General features: G+C 59.5%; 13 protein-coding genes and 2 pseudogenes. 10 read left to right on the forward strand and 5 right to left on the reverse strand.

The window, feature by feature from the left end:
• Positions 1-32 precede the first annotated feature (32 nt).
• A complete protein-coding gene (locus AB4O41_RS00965) occupies positions 33-890 on the reverse strand; it encodes a GNAT family N-acetyltransferase (RefSeq protein WP_460145815.1) in 858 nt (285 codons plus the stop codon).
• A gap of 410 nt (positions 891-1,300) precedes the next feature.
• Complete coding sequence (locus AB4O41_RS00970) at positions 1,301-2,227, reverse strand: 2-hydroxyacid dehydrogenase (protein ID WP_460145816.1); 927 nt, start codon at positions 2,225-2,227, stop codon at positions 1,301-1,303.
• 288 nt (positions 2,228-2,515) lie between these two features.
• Between AB4O41_RS00970 and gabT the strand changes: the two genes are divergently transcribed.
• The 5 genes from gabT to gabP all read left to right on the forward strand — a co-directional run bounded on the left by gabT (position 2,516) and on the right by gabP (position 9,071).
• On the forward strand, positions 2,516-3,808 hold the full coding sequence (gene gabT / locus AB4O41_RS00975; RefSeq protein ID WP_460145817.1) for a 4-aminobutyrate--2-oxoglutarate transaminase: 1,293 nt from the start codon (positions 2,516-2,518) through the stop codon (positions 3,806-3,808).
• A 91-nt stretch (positions 3,809-3,899) separates the two neighbouring features.
• Positions 3,900-4,556 (forward strand): HAD family hydrolase, encoded by a 657-nt coding sequence (locus AB4O41_RS00980; protein ID WP_460145818.1) that lies wholly within the window; start codon positions 3,900-3,902, stop codon positions 4,554-4,556.
• Between the two features lie 46 nt (positions 4,557-4,602).
• Positions 4,603-5,091: an Lrp/AsnC family transcriptional regulator gene (locus AB4O41_RS00985; protein ID WP_048393171.1), complete on the forward strand. Its 489-nt coding sequence runs from the start codon at positions 4,603-4,605 to the stop codon at positions 5,089-5,091.
• A 148-nt stretch (positions 5,092-5,239) separates the two neighbouring features.
• Positions 5,240-7,363, forward strand: a complete 2,124-nt coding sequence (locus AB4O41_RS00990) for a TonB-dependent siderophore receptor (protein ID WP_460145819.1) — start codon at positions 5,240-5,242, stop codon at positions 7,361-7,363.
• A 304-nt stretch (positions 7,364-7,667) separates the two neighbouring features.
• Positions 7,668-9,071, forward strand: a complete 1,404-nt coding sequence (gene gabP / locus AB4O41_RS00995; protein ID WP_460145820.1) for a GABA permease — start codon at positions 7,668-7,670, stop codon at positions 9,069-9,071.
• Positions 9,072-9,261: 190 nt separating this feature from the next.
• Here the strand turns inward: gabP and AB4O41_RS01000 are convergent.
• The 3 genes and pseudogenes from AB4O41_RS01000 to AB4O41_RS01010 all read right to left on the reverse strand — a co-directional run bounded on the left by AB4O41_RS01000 (position 9,262) and on the right by AB4O41_RS01010 (position 13,023).
• A pseudogene (locus AB4O41_RS01000) lies at positions 9,262-10,025 on the reverse strand (substrate-binding periplasmic protein).
• Positions 10,026-10,077: 52 nt separating this feature from the next.
• Positions 10,078-11,057, reverse strand: a pseudogene (locus AB4O41_RS01005) (alpha/beta hydrolase).
• A 190-nt stretch (positions 11,058-11,247) separates the two neighbouring features.
• A complete protein-coding gene (locus AB4O41_RS01010) occupies positions 11,248-13,023 on the reverse strand; it encodes a sigma 54-interacting transcriptional regulator (RefSeq protein WP_460145821.1) in 1,776 nt (591 codons plus the stop codon).
• 287 nt (positions 13,024-13,310) lie between these two features.
• On the opposite strand from AB4O41_RS01010, the gene AB4O41_RS01015 reads away from it, so the two are divergent.
• The 5 genes from AB4O41_RS01015 (at position 13,311) to AB4O41_RS01035 (ending at position 19,912) form a co-directional block, all read left to right on the forward strand.
• Positions 13,311-14,786: a benzaldehyde dehydrogenase gene (locus AB4O41_RS01015; protein ID WP_460145822.1), complete on the forward strand. Its 1,476-nt coding sequence runs from the start codon at positions 13,311-13,313 to the stop codon at positions 14,784-14,786.
• Between the two features lie 59 nt (positions 14,787-14,845).
• Positions 14,846-15,613, forward strand: coding sequence for a coniferyl-alcohol dehydrogenase (locus AB4O41_RS01020; RefSeq protein WP_460145823.1), 768 nt, complete (start codon positions 14,846-14,848; stop codon positions 15,611-15,613).
• A 101-nt stretch (positions 15,614-15,714) separates the two neighbouring features.
• Positions 15,715-17,364: a DUF1302 domain-containing protein gene (locus AB4O41_RS01025; RefSeq protein ID WP_460145824.1), complete on the forward strand. Its 1,650-nt coding sequence runs from the start codon at positions 15,715-15,717 to the stop codon at positions 17,362-17,364.
• A 15-nt stretch (positions 17,365-17,379) separates the two neighbouring features.
• Positions 17,380-18,741 (forward strand): DUF1329 domain-containing protein, encoded by a 1,362-nt coding sequence (locus AB4O41_RS01030; RefSeq protein WP_460145825.1) that lies wholly within the window; start codon positions 17,380-17,382, stop codon positions 18,739-18,741.
• A gap of 67 nt (positions 18,742-18,808) precedes the next feature.
• Complete coding sequence (locus AB4O41_RS01035) at positions 18,809-19,912, forward strand: WD40/YVTN/BNR-like repeat-containing protein (protein WP_460145826.1); 1,104 nt, start codon at positions 18,809-18,811, stop codon at positions 19,910-19,912.
• Positions 19,913-20,028: the final 116 nt, after the last annotated feature.

Consider the following 20,028-nt stretch of genomic DNA (forward strand, 5'->3'; position numbering starts at 1 on the left):
CAGGAAATGCATTGGATGTAACGTTGGGTTTGTCAGCCGATGGCCTGAGTCACCAGAGCAAACTGGCGCACTGCGCCGATAGTCTGCGGAGGGGTACCGCGAGCCATTTGTGCGACGGTGTCGACGTGCTTCAGCCCGGCCTCTTCCAGCCAAGGGGCCAGACCACTGTCGGACGGTATGTCCATGCGCACGAAGGCGTCTGGCACTTGGGCCAGCAACACCGCGATCAAGTGCTTGGCCTGCTCTGGAGTCTCTGCGATGACCGGACCGATACAGCGACCACGGCCGAATGGACGCAGCAGGGCGAAAGCGCGCAACTGACCATCGCGCTCGATACCGACCGAGTGTTCGACAACATCGAACAGATCATTGAGCACGGCGTGTCTGTCCAGGCCGCTGCCGGCGTTGGCCAGTTCAATCTGGACGCCCCGATCGGCTTCGGTCAGCGGACGGCAGCGCTCACCGGTTGCCAGGTCATTGGGTGCAGGAACCTGTGCGTGCCCCTGATGTTGTTGAATATGTCCAAACTCAATGAATCCCTGGCTGGCATAAAGCGGGGCACCGGCGAGCGTCGCATTGAGCACGGCGGTACGCGATCCACAGGCCTCAAGCGCCAGCTCCATCAGCTTGCGACCTATACCCTGGCCCTGATATTCATCACTGACGATCACCAGGCCGATAGTGGCGTAATCTCCCTGCCCACAGGTGAACGCGGTACCGATCAGGCGGCCTGCGTCTTCTACGACAAAACCCCGCGCGATGCGCTGCAACATGGCCCAGTCTTCCAGGCGGTGGGGCCACTTCAACTGCACGGACAAGTCATGGGCCGACGCCACATCGGCCGAGGTCATGGGGCGATAGATATAGGCCGGGCGTTGCGAGATGGACATGGCAGGTCTCCATTGACAGGACGCGTAATCGGTCGGATTTCTCCGCGCAAAGTATCGGTATCTCACCTACGGCATGGCCTGACAAGAGGCTCCAATTGATTCGGCAGATTCCGTCAGCGACGGCTCTGCAGACCACAGTTACTGCTCAAACAGGAAGCTGGATCGGCAGCAAATACCGGGTCGGTTTTCAGGATGCAAATCAAAGTGAAGGGCACTGCTGATGGATACATTGCTGAAAAAAGGCGCCCATACGGGTAATGCCAGCCACTTAAGCGTGAGACTGAACCTGTGGCGAGGGAGCTTGTTCTATCTCTTAACTGACTGGCTTGCCCTGGGTGAAACCGGAAGCGGAGTTGAACATGGCGCCCTGTGCTCACTCCTCGCGATAGCCATTGGAGTAAGGCCAGCAGTCAGTAACTTCGCTCGCGGTCAACCTGGCCAAGCATTGATTCACCGCGTTGATGCCGACGGATGTTCTCCAGCAACACGCTAAATGCGCTTTCTGGCTGAGTCATCGCCGCGATGTGCGGTGTCAGCAATATCTGCGGATGCTGCCAGAAGGGATGATCCGGCGCAGCCGGTTCCTGTTCCAGTACGTCGAGCACCGCCGCGCTGAGTTGGCCGCTGGCCAGAGCCTCGAGCAGATCCTCTTCTATCAGATGCCCACCGCGGCCCATGTTGACCAAGGCAGCGCCTTTGGGCAGGTGCTGGAACAACTGACGGTTGAGAATCCCTTTGGTCTGCTCGGTCAATGGCAAGACACACAGCACGATATCGCACTGGCCGAGGAAGGCCGGAAGTTGCTCGTCACCCGCAAAGCAGTCCACCCCGGCGATGCGATGCTCGCTGCGTGCCCATCCCGACAAAGCGAAACCAAAGGTTTGCAAGGTGGCCAGAATCTGTTGAGCCTGTGTGCCGAGCCCCATTACGCCCACTCGACGTTTGGCTGCCGGTTGCAGCAGGTGAGCCTGCCAACACCGAGCCATTTGTTGCTGGCGATAACGGAGCATATCCCGGTGCAGGCTCAGCACCGCAAAACTGGCGTATTCGCACATGCCCCGGGTGATGCCCGGGTCGAGTAAACGTACCACCGGCAGGTTTGTGGGCAAGCGGTCAAGGTCAAGCTGATCGACCCCGGCCGACAAGGCGAACAGTACTTGCAGGTTGGGCAACAAGGTGTCGAGATCGTCCGGCGCCTGCCAGGCCGCCAGGTAGCGAATATCCTTCGGATCGCTGATGTCCGGCCAGGCACGCCATTCGATATCCGGAGCGTGTTCGGCGAACAGGCGCTTCCATTGTTCGCCGCGCACCGGGTCAGCTTTATAGAGCAGGGCCATGGGTAACTTCTCGCATCAAATAGGGAGCCTCAAGCATGCCCGAGTGACAAAGCAGGATATGTCGAAAGACTCTGCGTAAACACTCGACGCTGCGTTGTAGGGGGCACCTATCGGCAGATTCCATGGGGGGTGACCGTCGCTGAAGGATTCTGCTGTTTGCCGGGGTGAAAACAGTCGATCCCTATTTCTCAGAGGCCAAGTTCGGCTTAGACAATTGCGTCGAAAGCTTAACCTGTGAAACACGTCGCAGCCGCTTCCCGGTTGCCAGGCCCACTATGAGAGATGCCAATGAACAGTAAAGTCGAAGAAACCCCGAGTTTGCTCCGTCAACGCGATCAATTCGTGCCACGGGGTTTGGTCACCGCACATCCGCTGGTTATCGATCGTGCCCAGGGTTGCGAGGTGTGGGACGTGGATGGGACACGTTATCTGGACTTCGTCGGTGGCATCGGCGTTTTGAACATCGGCCACAATCATCCGAAGGTGGTTGCGGCGGTGCAGGCCCAATTGCAAAAGGTCAGCCATGCTTGCTTCCAGGTGGTGGCTTACAAACCCTATCTGGACCTGGTACAACGTTTGTGCGAGTTGGTCGGTGGTCGCGAAGCCTATAAGGCGGCGCTGTTTACCTCCGGTGCAGAGGCGGTGGAAAACGCGGTGAAAATTGCCCGCGCGCATACCAATCGCCCGGCGGTCATCTCCTTTCGTGGCGGTTTCCATGGGCGCACGTTGCTCGGCACGACCCTGACCGGCATGAGCCAACCCTACAAGCAGAACTTCGGGCCGTTCGCGCCCGAGGTTTTCCATACCCCGTACCCTAACGCCTATCGCGGTTTCACCAGCGAGATGGCGCTGCAAGCCCTGAACGAATTGCTGGCGACCCAAGTCCCTGCGGACCGGGTAGCGGCGATCATCATCGAGCCGGTGCAGGGCGATGGAGGCTTCCTCTCCGCGCCGCCGGAGTTCCTCCAGGCACTGCGGGCTCTGACCGAGCAACACGGCATCGTGCTCATTCTCGATGAAATTCAGACCGGCTTCGGCCGCACCGGCAAATGGTTCGGTTTCCAGCACGCAGGCATTCAGCCGGATCTGGTCACCGTCGCCAAGAGCCTGGCCGGTGGTTTGCCGATATCGGGCGTGGTGGGTCGTGCGCACATCATGGACGCGCCATTACCCGGTGGTCTCGGCGGTACTTACGGCGGTAACGCCTTGGCTTGCGCGGCGGCGCTGGCGGTGATCGAAGCCTACGAACAGGAACAATTGCTCGCACGCGGTGATGCATTGGGCGAGCGGTTGCGTCAGGGCCTGCTGCGCTTGCAGGCACGTCATCCGCGTATTGGTGACGTACGCGGTACTGGCTTCATGCTGGCGATCGAACTGATCAAAGACGACGAGGCCCGCAGCCCCGACGCCGAACTCACCCAGCAATTGATCGATCAGGCCAGGGTTGGCGGGCTGTTGGTGATCAAATGCGGCGTACACCGGAATGTGCTGCGCTTCCTTGCGCCTCTGGTGACCGACGACGATCAGATCGACGAAGCGCTGACGATTCTTGAGGCAGCATTGTTACGCGTGTTGAATTAACCTCAGACTTCGGTCGGCGCAGTGTCGCTGCGTCAACCGGGGCATTTGGAACGCATGGATTGATGAAACGCATCATGGGAGGCTACACACCATGTACCTGACTGATTATCGTGCACTGTTGATCGATTGCGATGAAGTTCTGGTGGATCGGGATTCGGGTATCTGGACGGCCCTGCAACCGTTGTTCGAAAACCATCCGGGCGTGCTGAGCAGGGAAGAGATATTGGCTGAGTTTGACGAGGCGGTGCGCACGCTCTATCCACGTTTTGCCGAGCTGGGTTTCAGTGGCTTGTTGTGGCAGGCCCATCGCCGTTTGGCAGAGCATTTCGGGCTCAAGGCCAGTTGGGAGGAGGGCATGAGTTTCGCCCGATCGGTGGGCAACTGGTCACTGTTCGAGGATGCGCCCGGGGCCATGTTGTATCTGCGCAAATTCTATCGGTTGCTGGTGTGCTGCGATCGTGATGCCGAGGATCGCGAACAGCTCTGTGAGCGTCTGGGGATTACGCCCGAGGACTTGCTTTCCCGAGTCAGCAAGCCACTGGAGGACAGCGTCTGGTTGCAGGACAATAACCTGCAAGCCAAAGATATCTTGCAGGTTTCCAGACCTCCTGCCGAGCCCCCAAAATCGGCTGGTTTGTGCCTGATTTGTCGTGGCCATGGGAACGACACCCAGCAATGCCCTGCGGATTTTTGCATCAATAGCATGGCCGACCTGGTCGCTCAGCATCAGCAATCCTTACACCGCTGATTTTGTTATAACCTCTGTACATCCGAACGGCATCAAGAGGTATGCGATGGAAGGTTTGATCAAACTAGACCGCATTGATATCAGTATCCTGGTTGAGCTGCAAAAAGACGGCCGAATGACTAACGTCAGCCTGGCCGATGCGGTGGGTCTGTCGTCCAGCCCTTGCTTGCAACGGGTCAAGCGGCTTGAGTCGGCCGGGTATATTTCCGGGTATAGAGCCCATCTCAATCTCGCCAAGATTACCGACTCGGTCACGGTATTTACCGAGATCACGCTCAGCGACCACAAGCGGGAAGACTTCGCCAAGTTCGAGTCCAATATTCGTTTGGTCGATGAGGTACTTGAGTGCCACTTGATCAGTGGTGGTTACGATTACCTGGTGCGTTTCATGACCTGCAGCATCCAGCATTATCAGGAAGTGATGGAAGGTCTGCTGGACAAGAATATCGGTATCTCCAAGTACTTCAGTTACATCGTTATCAAATCGCCGGTACTCAAAGATGGGGTTCCGCTGCGTAGGCTATTGCGTCACTGAGGCCCGGCCATGATCGCAATTAATTTTGCTCTCGCCCCCTGTTTTACCGAGATAAAACGTATCAGCAGAGAATGGGAATTGATATTATTCGTCATCAATTCTCGCCGAGCTCCTGATGTGCCCGGCATCTTCTCAAGGTTGTCTGTCGATGCGTCGAACTCTCGTTTCTCTGTGTGTGATCCAAGCCATTTCCCAGACCACCTGGGCTGACCAGGCACCGACCGATCCTGCGTCAATAGAGTTACAAGCGATCGACATCAACGGCACATTCGAAGAGCCTGCTCAGGGCCCGGTCCAAGGGTATCGGGCGACTCGTTCGGCCAGTGCGACGCGCACCGACACTCCAATTCATGAAACCCCGCAATCCATCAGTGTTGTCACCAAGGATGTCGTGGAAGACCTTGGCGCTACTCGACTGCAAGACGCTCTTGATTACGCCGGTGGCGTGGGCCGTGCGAACAATTTCGGCGGCCAGGGCCTGACCACTTTCACCGTGCGTGGTTTTACCACCGGTGAGTTCTACCGCAACGGCTTCCCGATCAACCGTGGTTACCCGAACATGCCCGATGCCAATACCATCGAGCGCCTGGAGGTCCTGCGCGGGCCAGCCACAACACTCTATGGCCGTGGCGACCCGGGCGGCACCTTCAACGTGGTGTCCAAACAACCCCTGGCAGAGCGCACCGTCACCTTGGGCAGTCAGCTCAACGATCAGGGCATGCGTCGCGGCACGCTGGATGCCTCAGGGCCGCTGGATGATGAAGGGCGACTGGCCTATCGGCTGAACGTGATAGGCGAGGGTGGCGATACCTTCCGTGATCACGTCGAAAACGAGCGTTACGGTGTGGCGCCGGTGCTCGGTTGGCAGGTCAACGACACCACCCGTATCTCCTTCGAAGGCGATTTCATGCGCAACAACGCGCCGCTCGATCGGGGTGTGACCCGCTATCGCAATCAGATCGGCGTCGCGTCCCGAGATACTTTTTTCGGTGAAAAGGATATCGGCAAGCTGCACAACGACAACAACATGGCGCAGGTGCGTTTCGAGCATTTCCTGAACGACGACTGGACCTTGGGCGGCGGCGGCCAGTGGCTAGACGGCAGCATGCAAGGCAATGCCATCGAAGGCAATGGTGTCGCTGCCGACGGCCGCACGCTGGGACGCAACTTCAACTACCGCAAGCTGGAGTGGCGCGACCGGGATGTGCAGTTGAACCTGACCGGGCATTTTTCCACGGCAGGATTCGACCACACGTTGCTGACGGGCATCGAATATGAGGATTACGACTACAAGTCGATCATCCGTCGCTCCAGTGGGGCGGTGAGTGCCTACCCCATCGATATTTTTGATCCGGTCTACGGCCAGCCGCGTCCGGCGCTGACTCGCACCACCACCCACGATCAGGAAAACCTCAAGACCTACGCCGCTTTCGTGCAAGACCAGGTCACCTTGACCGAGGGATTGAAAGCCTTGGCAGGCGTGCGTTTCGAACGCTTCGAACAGGATTACGACAGTTACCTCGTCAACGGTACGAGCTGGACCAACAGCGACAACGCGGTCACCCCGCGCCTGGGGCTGATCTACGACGTGACCCCGACCGTGGCGATCTATGCCGATACGGCGCGGTCCTTCAAGCCCAACAGCGGTGCGAGTCGAACGGGCGGCGGCTTCAAACCTGAAGAAGGCAAATCCTACGAGGTGGGTGTCAAGTGGGAGGCCTTCGATCGCCAGTTGAGCGTGGATGCCGCGGTGTATCAGATCGAAAAACGCAACGTCCTGACGACAGACCCGGTGGACTCGACCTTCAGCGTGGCGGCGGGCGAAGTTCGTAGCCGTGGCTTCGATCTGAATGTGGCCGGCAACCTCACGCCGGAGTGGCGCATGATCGGTGGCTACGCCTATGTGGATGCCGAAGTCACCCAGGACAACGTGCTGAAGTCAGGCACGCGCCTGGTGAACATTCCACGCAACAGTTTCAGCCTGCTGAACGTCTACGAGTTTCAGGACGGCGACCTCAAAGGGCTGGGCCTGGGGCTGGGCACCAAGTATGTCGACGAGCGCGCCGGCCAGACCGCGGCCAATGCCTTCTCCATGGACAGCTACACGGTGGTCGACCTGCTCAGTTATTACAAAGTCAACGAACACCTGCGGTTGAATCTTGACCTGAAGAACCTGTTCGACAGCCACTATGATGAAGGTGCCTTTGGCAACGTCTACGCCTATCCGGGTGCGCCGAGAACCGTGCAAATGGGCTTCTCGTACACTTTGTAACGGATAGACAGGTAGCGCCCTTGTTATGAGGGCGGCTAGTTTCGGACGACATTTCACCAGGCGAGTTACGCGCAACGCATGTCGAAATCAGACTCAAAAGTGGCGCATTCGGGCTATTGGCTTTCAAGACAAGACGCGTAAGGTGGCGCGTCACTTCATGGCAGCGTGCAGCCGTGATGCCTGATTTAGAAACTCAGGAGCGTTTGAGGTGCGCCGCGTTCGGATGCGGCAACAGGGAGAAATGATGATCGCCTGACCCTCAGTCAGTACGCCCTAACGTCGATCACCAGAGAATAAAAAAACAATGAATAGCCTGAACTCCAAAGATTCGAACGGACAACTGGCGCAGGGTTTCAAGCCGCGTCACGTCACAATGCTTTCTATCGCGGGGATAATCGGCGCAGGTTTGTTTGTCGGTTCGGGACATGCCATCGCTGCCGCAGGGCCGGCGGTATTGCTGGCTTATCTGTTTTCCGGCCTGTTGGTCGTTCTGGTCATGCGTATGCTGGGCGAAATGGCGGTTGCAAACCCGGACACCGGATCTTTCTCTACCTATGCCGACCAGGCAATCGGGCGTTGGGCAGGCTTCACCATCGGCTGGCTGTATTGGTGGTTCTGGGTGCTGGTGATACCGATCGAGGCGCTCGCGGCCGGGCATGTATTGAATCAATGGTTCCCGCAGATCGATACCTGGTTGTTTGCCTTGCTGTCGATCATTTTATTGGTGGTGACTAACCTGTTCAGTGTGTCCAAATACGGTGAGTTCGAATTCTGGTTTGCGATGGCCAAAGTCGTGGCGATCATTGGATTCATCGGCCTTGGTTTTGCGGTGTTGATGGGGTGGATTCCAGAGCGCGAAGCCAGCGGATTGAGTCGACTCATGGAGGAACATGGCGGTTTTGCGCCCAACGGCTTGTCAGCGGTGGTAGGGGCATTCATCACCATCATGTTCAGCTTCATCGGTACGGAAGCGGTGACCATCGCAGCGGCTGAATCCAGCAACCCGGCGCAGAACATCGCCAAAGCTACACGCTCGGTGATCTGGCGCATCGGGGTGTTCTACGTGCTGTCCATTTTCGTGGTCATTTCCGTGGTGCCCTGGAACGATCCGTTGTTGGCGTCGGTGGGTTCTTACCAGCGAGCGCTTGAGCTGATGAACATTCCCCACGCCAAGCTCATGGTCGATATGGTGGTGTTGATTGCCGTGGCCAGCTGCATGAACTCGTCGATTTATATTGCTTCGCGCATGTTGTTTTCGTTGGGCAAGCGCGGTGATGCACCGGAGCCGCTGAAGGTAACGTCGTCGGCGGGCGTGCCGAGGGCTGCGGTGATCGCCAGCACCGTACTGGGTGCCGGTGTGACCTTGTTCAGCTATTTCATGCCCGCCGGTTTATTCCAGTTTCTGCTCGCCAGCTCCGGCGCCATTGCCTTGCTGGTGTACCTGGTAATCGCCGTGTCGCAACTGCGCATGCGCAAGATTCTGCTTCGGCAGAACGTCACGCTGACCTTCAAGATGTGGTTGTTCCCTTGGCTCACCTGGTTGGTCATCGCCTTCATCTGCGCCGCGTTGGCGGTGATGATGGTGACGCCCGAGCACCGTATGGAAGTTTCTTCGACCATCGGCCTGGCGCTGGTGATTTCCTTTGTCGGCCTGGTGACCGCGCGTCAGCATGGGCAGCAGAGTGCGGTGCCGGCGGAAAGCGCATAGCAGCCATATCAGCGTAAACCTGCTGCGATCTTATCAGTGCGCCAGCGGTGGCGGGGCGGTTAGCGCCGCCCGCGCCACGGGCCATTACCGCTCATGGCGAGAAGAAACGTCGATGGCAAATCCGCGAACGGGGAAAGCGGGACAAACACAGTAGCGAATCTACGGCCAGCGGACGAGTTGTTGCCGATCGTCATGGCGATAAATAGCTCCGCTGTATACGCGCCAAAGTGCCGTCAGCACGAAGCGTTTCAACCGCCTTGCGCAAGTCTTGCACCAATTGAGCGGAGCAAAGCCTGGAGCAAGCCAGATAGAGCTCCGCTCTGCTCATGACGGGGCTCATGAACAGCTTGCGTTCAGACACCTTCGGCCAGATGTATTGACTCTCGGGAACACCATTGAACCAGGCATCAATGCGACCTTTCAAAAGCATCTGCGCAGGGTTGTCGCCAATGGTCAGCGGGTAGATCTGCTCGTCGCTGAAGCCTTGTGCACGCAGGATTTCCTCCTGAGCGCTGCCCAGGCCGACACCGATCACCCGGTAGGTTTTTTTCGCTTGGGCGAAGCTGCTCACCGGCCGGTCGAGGCTGAAAAAGCGCGCTCCATGGGCATGATTGACGTGATCCAGGTGAAGCGATCTTCGCGTTCCGGCGTGCGAGACAAGGGGGCTATCAAAATATCCTGCTTCTCGCTGACGTATTTCTGCGATCTGGCCCAGGGAAGCACATGGACATGAGCGACATAGCCGGCGTTGGCAATGGCCGTCAGAACGGCTTCTCCGACCATTCCGTGACCCTTGGCGTCATCGACAAACGTCAGTGGCGGCGCGTCTGGGATATACAACTCAAGCGGTGATGGCGCGCCAGATGCGTTACCAGCAATAAGCAGCGATACCGACAGACAAAACCTGCAAAGCGCTTTTGTATTGGTAATTAATACCCATGAGCTCTCGCTCATGGTTGACAGGTCAGGCATTGAACGTGGAAGGGCGCCACAAATCACCAGTTGATCACAGGGAGGATGAGTCTACCGGCCGTTGTTTATTTGGATACGGTATCGACCCGCATTCTACGCAAACTTGAAGCCGGGACATATCTTCCCCCAAGTGCTGAAGAAGGAAGGCGCTGATCTGGTCCAGTGCCCGGCGGGCTTCTTCGAGTTGATCGCTCATGGTCTGGAAAACATGAATCATTCCCGGCCAGACGTCCAGGTGTACCGCCACTTCGGCGCTGGCCAGGCGGCTGGCGAGCCGGGTTGAATCGTCCAGCAGGCATTCCCGACTACCTACCTGGATCAGCACTGGCGGTAGACTCCGAAGGTCACCGTATAGGGGGAGGCCAGCGGATTCAGTGGCTCGGCGCCCTGCAGATAGGTGTCGGCCATAAAGGTCTTGCCAGCAAGCGGGCCGAGCAATGGATCTCGAGCCTTCTGCAAATTCCAGGACGCTCCGGTCTGAGCCATGTCCACCCAAGGCGACATCACTACCGCAGCCGCGGGCAGCGGCAAACCAGCGGCCTTGGCAGCCAGCATCAGGGCCATGCAAAGACCTCCACCGGCACTGTCGCCGACCAGCACCAGGTGCTCGGCGTTCATACCGTTTTCGAGGAGTGCACGGTAGACATCCAGAGCGTCCTCTACGGCGGCCGGGAAAGGGTGTTCCGGGGCCAGGCGGTAATCGATGCAAAGGGTACGAATCCTGCTGCGGGCTGCCAGTTGGCTGACGAGCGGGCGATAGGCCCGGGCGCTGCCGAATGAGTAGCCTCCGCCATGCAGATACAGCAACACGAAGCCGGGCCGGGCATCTGTGGGAATGGCCCAAAGTCCGCTGACGCTGGCCAGATTGGCGGCCTCAAAGATCACGCCCTCGGCACAGGAGCCGGCGCCGAAGAGTTGTTCGGCCTGTTGACGCTGTTGATCGACAGTCAGCGAGCTGAGGGGGGGCAATTTGCTGAGCTGTTCAATGATGCCGTCGATGCTGTTGAGGGGCATGTGGACTCCGGGCGCGTGTTATGGGGGAAACAAGTTAACCTCAATCATAGTTAATCAGCATAACTATATTGGCAAGATAATTTCGTTTCATCCTCATCTGCGACGGGTAGCCGTTGCTACGCCAACCTCCGTGCTTCAACAAGAGCGGGGCTGCTTCTACCGAGATGGGCTTGCATTGACTCAGCCTGAGTCAAACCGATGCCTGTCGGTACTTCTTCAGTCGGTAGGCAAACTGCGCACGACTCAATCCCAGCAACCGAGCGGCGGCGGCCAGGTTGCCTTCGCTCTTTTGCAGCGCTTCGTCGATCAAACGCGACTCCAGGCCTTCAATGGAGAAGCCGTGTTCCAGACGAGCCAGGGTTTCCAGCAAGGCCGGACGAGGCTGCGTGGTAGCGGGGCTCTGGTCAGTGGCTGCGAGGCTGCCATTGCCGTCCAGAGAGTACGCTTCCTGCGGCATGGGTTCGTTGCGAAACAGGTGGATCAGATCGATGGCTTGACCGTCTTCGCTGGCGATCAAGCCGCGCTCGACCAGGTTCTGCAATTCCCGCACGTTGCCGGGAAAGTCATAGCGCAACAGCACTTTGAGCGCGCGCATGGTCAACCCGGCGGGCTTGCGGGCGTAGGCCTGACAGAAGCGCCGCAGGAACGCATTGACCAGCAACGGGATGTCGTCACGGCGTTCGCGCAATGGCGGCAACGTGATGGGGTAGACGTTCAGGCGGTAGAACAGGTCCTCGCGAAAGTCTCCGGCCGCCACGGCTTTGCGCAAGTCGACATTGGTTGCGGCCACTACCCGGACATCGACCTTGATCGACTGACTTGCACCGATGCGTTCGATCTCACGCTCTTGCAATGCACGCAGCAGCTTGCCCTGCCCGGGCAGGCTAAGGCTGGCGATTTCATCGAGAAACAGGGTGCCACCGTGAGCGCGTTCGAAGCGTCCAGGGCGCGAATGGGTCGCGCCGGTATAGGCGCCGCGTTCGACCCCGAACAGTTCGGCCTCGATCAGATTGTCCGGGATCGCGGCGCAGTTGAGGGCTACGAAAGGTGCTTGATGGCGTGGGCTGAACTGATGCAACTGACGGGCGAACAATTCCTTGCCGACCCCGGACTCGCCACTGAACAGCACCGTGGCCGGCGTCGGCGCAACCCGCTGCAAGGCGAGGGTCGCGGCGTTGAAGGCGGCGCTGGCGCCAATGGGTTTTTGCCCGCCGGGTAATTCGCTGTCGTCATCCTGGGGCGCGGGCGCCGGGGCCGGACGCGGCTTGGGGGCGACGCTGGATGGCGTGGCGGTGAGGTAACTCAGGTCCTGTTCGACATCGCCCCATTGCTCGGCGGTCTTGCCAATCACCCGGCAGCTCTCATGGCCCATGCCCCGGCACTCGGTTTCACGAAAGATCACCAGGCGGCCGAACAGTCCGCTGACATAACCGATGGCATAGCCCAGTTCGGTCCAGCACACCGGATCCTGGCCGATCCCGTAGGCGGCGATATGTTCGTCGGCCTCACAGGAGTGGTGCCAGAGGAATTCACCTTCGTAGAAGCCTGAGTCGGCGTCGAATTTGAAGTGCAGGGGTTCGACCTTGGTCATGCCTTCGAGCGTGTGCAGGCGCGTGCCGGCCGAGAAAACCGCCGCGGCGTCGGCGTCTGGCCAGCGCTCGCGGATCAATCGCGCATCGCGTGCACCGGACAAATAACCGGTGCGGGTAAACAGACCGCGAGTCTGTTCCAGTCCCTGGCGCTCGATAATCTCCCGCCGCAGCGCGCCGAAGGATGAGCTGTGCAGTAGCAGCATGCGCTGATCGTTGAGCCAGATACGTCCGTCAACCGGGGAAAAGAACAGGCATTCGGCTAACTCGGCCAGGGTCGGTGAGTTGCCCTCGGTCAGTTGAGTGCTGTCTCCCCGGGGTGAGAAATGTTCCTCCTGCACCGCGAGATGAGGAAGCAGCGAATGGGGATTATTCATTGTTATATGCCCCTGAGCGAATCGACTGATCGAAATGATCAATTAGCAAAACAGTTATTAAACATAACTTTATCATTTGGACAAGTGGCCGGGTATCGACCGAACGCCAAACGCCTTGCCCTATTCGTCGATGCTCCTCTCAAACCTTCAGGCCAGAGCCTTCGCCCCTTAAAGCACGGGGCAATAGAGGAAGTCGGCACAGCCCTTGCTCTAGTGCTTTCACGACGCTGCATCCTTTTAGCAAGGCCGCGTCAGGCAATTACAAACACAAGAGCCGGGAGACCGAAATGTCGGTAAGTGAACCATCTGATTTTCTGCGGAACGCACTGTGGTGCGAACGCATCTTCAATGGCGACTGGATACGTCCATTGGGCGGCGTCAACAGAGTTATCGAGCCGGCCACCGGCGAGGTACTGACCGTCACAGGATTAGCCGATGCGGCGGACATCGCGTTTGCCAGCCTGACCGCTGCCCGTGTTCAACCGGCCTGGGCGGCATTGGGGCCACGGGAACGCGCAGAGATCTTTCGCAAAGCCGCAGCCCTGGCCCAGCAACACTTTGCCGAACTGGCGCTGTACATCGCCCGGGAAAGTGGCGGCAGCCTGTTCAAGGGAGAACATGAGGTTCGCGAGGCGATCGTCTTGTTGCATCAGGCTGCCGGTCTGCTGTCGCAACCCCACGGTCTGGTCCTCCCAAGCGAGGCGGGGCGTTTGTCCTATGCGCGTCGGTTACCCCATGGCGTGGTCGGGGTGATCTCGCCCTTCAATTTCCCCCTGGTGCTCTCCCTGCGTTCGGTGGCACCGGCGCTGGCGGCCGGCAACGCGGTGGTGCTCAAACCCGATCCGCAGACGCCGGTCAGTGGCGGTTTCATCATTGCCCGGTTGTTCGAGGCGGCCGGTTTGCCAAAAGGGTTGCTGCAGGTTTTACCGGGCGCAGCAGTGGCCGGTGAGGCCCTGTGCCGCGACCCGCATGTTCGGATGATCGCGTTCACCGGTTCTACCGCAGCCGGGCGCAAGGTCGCGGAGGTGGCTGGGCGTCATCTGAAAAAAGTCGCTCTGGAACTGGGCGGCAAGAACTCGTTGATCGTGCTCGAAGATGCTGATCTTGAGTTGGCGGCGAGCAATGCCGCTTGGGGGGCCTGGCTGCATCAGGGGCAAATCTGCATGGCCACCGGACGCATCCTGGCCCATGAATCGATCGCTGAAGAACTGGTCCGCCGGCTGACAGAGAAAGCCCGGGCGATCACGGTCGGCAATGCCGCTCGCGGTGAAGCGGTACTGGGGCCTTTGATCAACAAACGACAGTTGCAACGCGTGCATGAAATCGTCACGGAGAGTGTGACTGCCGGGGCAACACTGGAAGCCGGCGGCGAGTTTGAACGGCTGTTCTACCAACCTACGGTGCTTTCCGGCGTGCGTCCGGGCATGCGCGCATTCGACGAGGAGATCTTCGGCCCGGTCGCCACGGTGGTGAGTTTTGCCAGCGACGATGAGGCCATCGACCTGGCCAACCGCACCGAGTATGGCTTGTCCGCAGGGATCATTTCGCCTTCGGTCGGGCACGCGATGGCGATTGGCGAGCAACTCAATTGTGGTCTGCTGCACATCAACGATCAGACGGTGGCCGACGAGTGCATTAACCCGTTCGGCGGCCGCGGCAGCTCGGGAAATGGCGGCAGCGTTGGCGGCCCGGCCGATTGGGACGAATACACCCAATGGCAATGGGTGACGATCAAGGATAAGGCGCCACGCTATCCGTTCTGACGGACAGGACCAGGCCGACGAGGCCCACCGAGTACACAAAAATAATAAGAGGACTCAACATGAAACTCGACAACAAGATTGTGCTGGTGACCGGGGTCTCCTCGGGTATCGGCGCCGCTACTGCAAGCCTGCTGCGCGCCCACGGCGCCCACGTGATTGGCGTCGATCTTAAGGCCCCGCACATGACCCTGGACGGTTTTGTCCAGGGCGATCTGAGCAGTGCCGAGAACATCGACCGACTGTTGCCGCAGTTACCGGCACGGATCGACAGCCTGTGCAATATCGCTGGGGTGCCGGGCACTGCGAACCCGCAACTGCTGGCGCAGGTTAATTACCTGGGACTGCGTCACCTGAGCCAGGCATTGCTGCCGCGAATCACCGCTGGCGGCAGCATCGTCAATATCGCCTCGATCCTCGGCGCCGAGTGGCCGTTACGCCTGGAACAGCACAAGGCGCTGGCACGCATCGAAGGTTTCACCGCCGCGCAAGCCTGGCTGGCCGAGCACCCGGTACCGGACGCGACCTGCTACCAGTATTTCAAGGAAGCCTTGATCGTCTGGAATTACCTGCAGGCCCAGCCCTGGTTCCTCGAACACTCAGTGCGCATGAACAGCGTAGCGCCGGGCCCGGTCTTCACGCCCATCCTCGGCGACTTTGTGAGCATGCTCGGTGAAGCACGGACCCAGGCCGATGCCCATCGCATGAAACGTCCCGGTTATGCCGATGAGGTGGCGGCGGTGATCGCTTTCCTGTGTGCCGACGAGTCGCGCTGGATCAACGGCGTCAACCTGGCAGTCGATGGCGGATTGGCCTCCACCTACATCTGAAACGCACACCAATAGACAGCGGCGCAAGCCGCTACCTGAGCATGTTGGCTGGTGCCATGCGTGCAAAGCCATACCAAAAATAAAAATAATGAGGAGCGTCCATGGACAACGTTAAACGTTGCTTTCGTTTCAAGCACTGCGCCCTGTTTCTGGCGTTATGCAGCGCAGGTGTGATGGTCGAAAGGGCTGAGGCCATGCAAATGGACCTGGGGGATTCGGACTGGAAACTGCGTTGGGACAACACCATCAAGTACAGCCAGGCCTGGCGTCTGCAAGGTCAGGACAGCCGATTGGTCAACGCACCGACCGCCAATGGCCTGTACCCCTCGATCCAGAGTCAGGGCGATAAAAACTTCAGCCGCGGTCTGGTTTCCAACCGTCTGGATCTGTTTTCTGAAATGGACCTCAGCCGGCAAAACTATGGGCTGCGTGTGAGTGGCGCGGCCTGGTACGACGATATCTACAACCAGGACACCGACGACAGCGACCAACCGCATTTCCTCAGCGAAACCCGCAAGCTCCATGGCCGCGATGCTGAAATTCTCGACGCCTTTGTGTTTCTGCGCGGTGACCTCGGCGAAGACTCCCAAGGCGTGGCGCGTCTGGGCCGGCACAGCCTGATTTACGGTGAAAGCCTGTTCTACGGTGGCAACGGCATTGCCAATGCCCAGGGCCCGACCGATGTGGTCAAGTTGCTCAGCGTGCCAGGAACTCAGTTCAAGGAGATCCTGCGTCCGGTCAACCAGATCTCCGGGCAGTTGCAGATCAACCCGCAGTTGTCGGTGGGCGCTTACTACCAGTTCGAATGGGAACGTTCCAATCTGCCCGGTGCCGGCAGCTACCTGAGTGATACCGATGCCATCGGTTATGGCAGCGGTTCGCTGCGTGAGGTATTTGGCAACGACACGGTGAATGGCGGCGATCTGAAACCGAGGAACTCGGGGCAGGGCGGCATGCAGATTCGCTTCAAACCGACCGGGACCGAGCTGGAGCTGGGTTTCTACGCCGCGCAGTATCATGACAAAGCTCCGATTGGCCTGTACGCCTACCTCGACGGTGCCGCCGCGGCGGCCACCGGGTTGCCGATCCTGGGTTCCTATCGTCAGGTCTACGCCGAAGATATCAAGACCGCTGGCGTCAGCTTCTCCACCGCTTATGGGCCGTTCAACTTTGCCGGTGAAACCTCCGTGCGCTGGAATGCGCCGTTGGTGAGCAATCTGCAAGTGGTGACACCGGGCGTGGAGGCCGATGGCGGCGACAACTCACTGTTTGCCCGGGGCAAAACCGCGCACGCCAACCTGTCAGCGATCTACCTGTTATCGCCTTCGGCCTTCTGGGACGGCGGTTCGGCGCTGGCCGAACTGGCCTGGAACCGAACCCTGAGCGTCACCGAGAACGCGGCGGCGCTGGATTCCAACACCACCCGCGATGCCACTGCGTTGCGGGTATTGGTGGAGCCTGCGTACTTCCAGATTGTCGACGGGATCGACCTGACCGTGCCGATCGGCATGGGCGTGGTGCTCGATGGACGTTCTTCGGCCGTCAACAAGTCGGGCTTCGGCAATACCCATTCCGGCGACTGGAGTGTCGGGCTCAAGGCGACCTACCTGCAGCGCTGGGATGTCGGCCTCAACTACGTGAACTTCTTCGGGGCCCCGAAAGCCGGGCTGCGCGAGGACGGCAATTTCAGTTACGGGCAGTCGCTGGCCGACCGCGATTTCGTCTCGCTCTACGTGAAAACCTCATTCTAATAAGGTGGATTCGCCATGCAGAACAACGCTTTCCTGAACACTTGCGTCCTAACCCTGGCCTTCGCCGGCATCAGCCTGGCACAGGCAGCGGTGTCGCCTGAACAGGCAGCACGTTTGAAGTCTGAATTGACGCCTCTTGGCGGCGTGCGCGCCGGTAATGCCGATGGCAGCATCCCGGCCTGGGACGGCGGTTACACCAAGGTCGCGCCGGGCTACAAACCGGGTGACAAACGTGCCGATCCATTTGCCGGCGAGAAACCGCTGTATTCGATCAAGGCCTCGAACATGGAGCAGTACGCCAGCGAACTGGCCGAAGGCACCAAGCTCCTGTTGAAGAAATACCCGGACTATCGCCTGGACATATATCCGACCCATCGCTCGGCGGCAGCCCCGCAATGGGTGTATGACAACACCGGCAAGAATGCCACCCGTGCCACGTTGGACGTGGAAACCGAGAAAGTCGCCAGCGCCTATGGCGGCATTCCGTTCCCGATCCCGGACAACGGCGCGCAAGTACTGTGGAACTACCGGTTGTCCTGGCAGGGCGGCGAGACCATCAGCTCGCCGTTCGATACCTGGCTGATGACCGCCGGTGGCAAGAAGGTCCAGGCGACCCGAGCCCTGTTCAGCTATCAGTTTCCCTACTACTCCGAAAGTGGCAGCCTGGAAAATTTTGCCGGCAAGTACCAGGTTGGCAAGCTGCTGACCGAACTGCCGTCATCCAAGGCCGGCGAAGGCTTGATGACGCATTGGGACATGGACCCGGCCAACCGTGCGGCCTGGCAGTATCTGGTCGGCCAGCGCCGGGTACGCCGAGCGCCGAACATCGCCTACGACACCCCGGACTTCGTCACCTCTGGCGTCGGTCTGTTTGACGAAGCGTTCATGCTGTTCGGGCCAACCGACCGCTACGATCTCAAGCTTGCGGGCAAGAAAGAACTGATCGTCCCCTACAACAATAACCGCGCCGGCCTTGCCAAGAGCGACGACCTGGTCAAACCGAACTTTCTCAATCCTGATCTGGTGCGCTGGGAGAAGCATCGGGTCTGGGTGGTCGAGGCCACGCTCAAATCCGGCAAGCGCCATGTGGTGCCGCATCGGACCTACTACGTCGACGAGGACTCCTGGCAGATCCTGATGGTCGACGGGTATGACGCCCAAGGCAAACTGGGACGGCAGCAGTATTCGCTGACGCTGCTGGCGCCAGATCTGCCGGCGCTCACTGCGCAAGTCATGTGGGGCAGCTACAACCTCGATACCGGCGCCTACTTCCTTAACTCTTCGAGCAACGATCTGGCGGTCCAATACCAGACGATCGCAAAACCTTCGGCTTCCTATTACACACCGGATGCCATGGCTAACGAAAACATGCGTTGAACCATGGGGCCGTGGCGGGCGAGAAGCTCGTCGCGGTCGCCAGCAATTTTCCGGGCGGAATAAAGACATGAACATTGTAAAAATCTTTGCGAGTTTTGGTCTGCGATGGAGCGTCTGCGCCCTGGTGTTGTGCCTGTTGGCGAGCGCATCCATGACTGCGCAGGCCGCGACGTTCGCGGTACTGCAGCAGCCCGCACTGCCAACCGCCAAGGCCGCGCGCGCGGTATTGCTTGGGTTGGCCCGGGCTGGCGAGCGGCTGGTGGCGGTCGGCGAGCGTGGCATCGTGCTGCTCTCGGATGACTCTGGAGTGAGTTGGCGCCAGGCCCGTGTGCCGGTCAGCGTCAGCCTGACCGCGGTGCAATTCGTCGATGCCGAGCAGGGCTGGGCGGTCGGTCATCTGGGTGTGGTGTTGCACACCGAGGACGGTGGTGAAACCTGGCGCAGGCAACTCGACGGCGAACGTGCCGCCGCGCTGGCGGTGCAGGCCGCGGAGCGCGATGCCGACCAACCGGGTGGCGCCAGCAACCTTGCGCAAGCACGACAGATGCTCGACGACGGGCCGGATAAACCATTTCTCGACCTGTACTTCCGTGACCGCCTGCATGGCTACATCGTTGGCGCCTACAACCAGATCTACCGCACCGACGACGGCGGGCGAAGCTGGCAGCCGTGGATGCAGCATGTGGACAATCCGCAGGGCCTGAACCTGTATGGCATCCGCGCTTCGGGTAACGACCTGCTGCTGGTGGGGGAGCGCGGTTTGCTGTTGCGTTCGACCGATGCCGGGCATTCGTTCCAGCCTCTGAAATCACCTTATGAAGGCAGCTTTTTCGGTCTGCTCGGCACCCGCGGCGGAGCGTTGATTGCCTATGGATTGCGCGGCAACGCCTGGTGGTCCGAGGACCGTGGCAGCAGTTGGCGACGCCTCGACACCGGCATCGAATCAACACTGGCGTCAGCCATCGAGCTGCGTGACGGCAGCCTGCTGTTGGCCAGCCAGAGCGGTGAACTTTTGTTCAGCCATGATCAGGGGCGCAGCTTCGACAAGCGCCACAGCCGTAGCGGCGGGACGGTCGCTGCCGTGCAACAGACAGCCGACGGCGGTCTGGCCAGCGTCGGTTTGAGTGGCGTGGCCACCGACCAGGATCCGCGAGCCTCCGTCAAACCTTGAAACTTCACGGTGTAGCGCTATCGGGCCATAGCCCGTGCAACAGGAGTCAGACTTGAAAGACGACAAAACCCAAACCGTGATCGGCCGCCTGGAAGACTTCGACCAGGCGTCGGGCA

Source organism: Pseudomonas sp. S2_A02, assembly GCF_054668495.1.

Coding starts and splice junctions, on each gene's coding strand:
- AB4O41_RS00965 (WP_460145815.1), bottom strand. CDS start 890: ATGTCCATCTCGCAACGCCCGGCCTATATCTATCGCCCCATGACCTCG.
- AB4O41_RS00970 (WP_460145816.1), bottom strand. CDS start 2,227: ATGGCCCTGCTCTATAAAGCTGACCCGGTGCGCGGCGAACAATGGAAG.
- gabT (WP_460145817.1), top strand. CDS start 2,516: ATGAACAGTAAAGTCGAAGAAACCCCGAGTTTGCTCCGTCAACGCGAT.
- AB4O41_RS00980 (WP_460145818.1), top strand. CDS start 3,900: ATGTACCTGACTGATTATCGTGCACTGTTGATCGATTGCGATGAAGTT.
- AB4O41_RS00985 (WP_048393171.1), top strand. CDS start 4,603: ATGGAAGGTTTGATCAAACTAGACCGCATTGATATCAGTATCCTGGTT.
- AB4O41_RS00990 (WP_460145819.1), top strand. CDS start 5,240: ATGCGTCGAACTCTCGTTTCTCTGTGTGTGATCCAAGCCATTTCCCAG.
- gabP (WP_460145820.1), top strand. CDS start 7,668: ATGAATAGCCTGAACTCCAAAGATTCGAACGGACAACTGGCGCAGGGT.
- AB4O41_RS01010 (WP_460145821.1), bottom strand. CDS start 13,023: ATGAATAATCCCCATTCGCTGCTTCCTCATCTCGCGGTGCAGGAGGAA.
- AB4O41_RS01015 (WP_460145822.1), top strand. CDS start 13,311: ATGTCGGTAAGTGAACCATCTGATTTTCTGCGGAACGCACTGTGGTGC.
- AB4O41_RS01020 (WP_460145823.1), top strand. CDS start 14,846: ATGAAACTCGACAACAAGATTGTGCTGGTGACCGGGGTCTCCTCGGGT.
- AB4O41_RS01025 (WP_460145824.1), top strand. CDS start 15,715: ATGGACAACGTTAAACGTTGCTTTCGTTTCAAGCACTGCGCCCTGTTT.
- AB4O41_RS01030 (WP_460145825.1), top strand. CDS start 17,380: ATGCAGAACAACGCTTTCCTGAACACTTGCGTCCTAACCCTGGCCTTC.
- AB4O41_RS01035 (WP_460145826.1), top strand. CDS start 18,809: ATGAACATTGTAAAAATCTTTGCGAGTTTTGGTCTGCGATGGAGCGTC.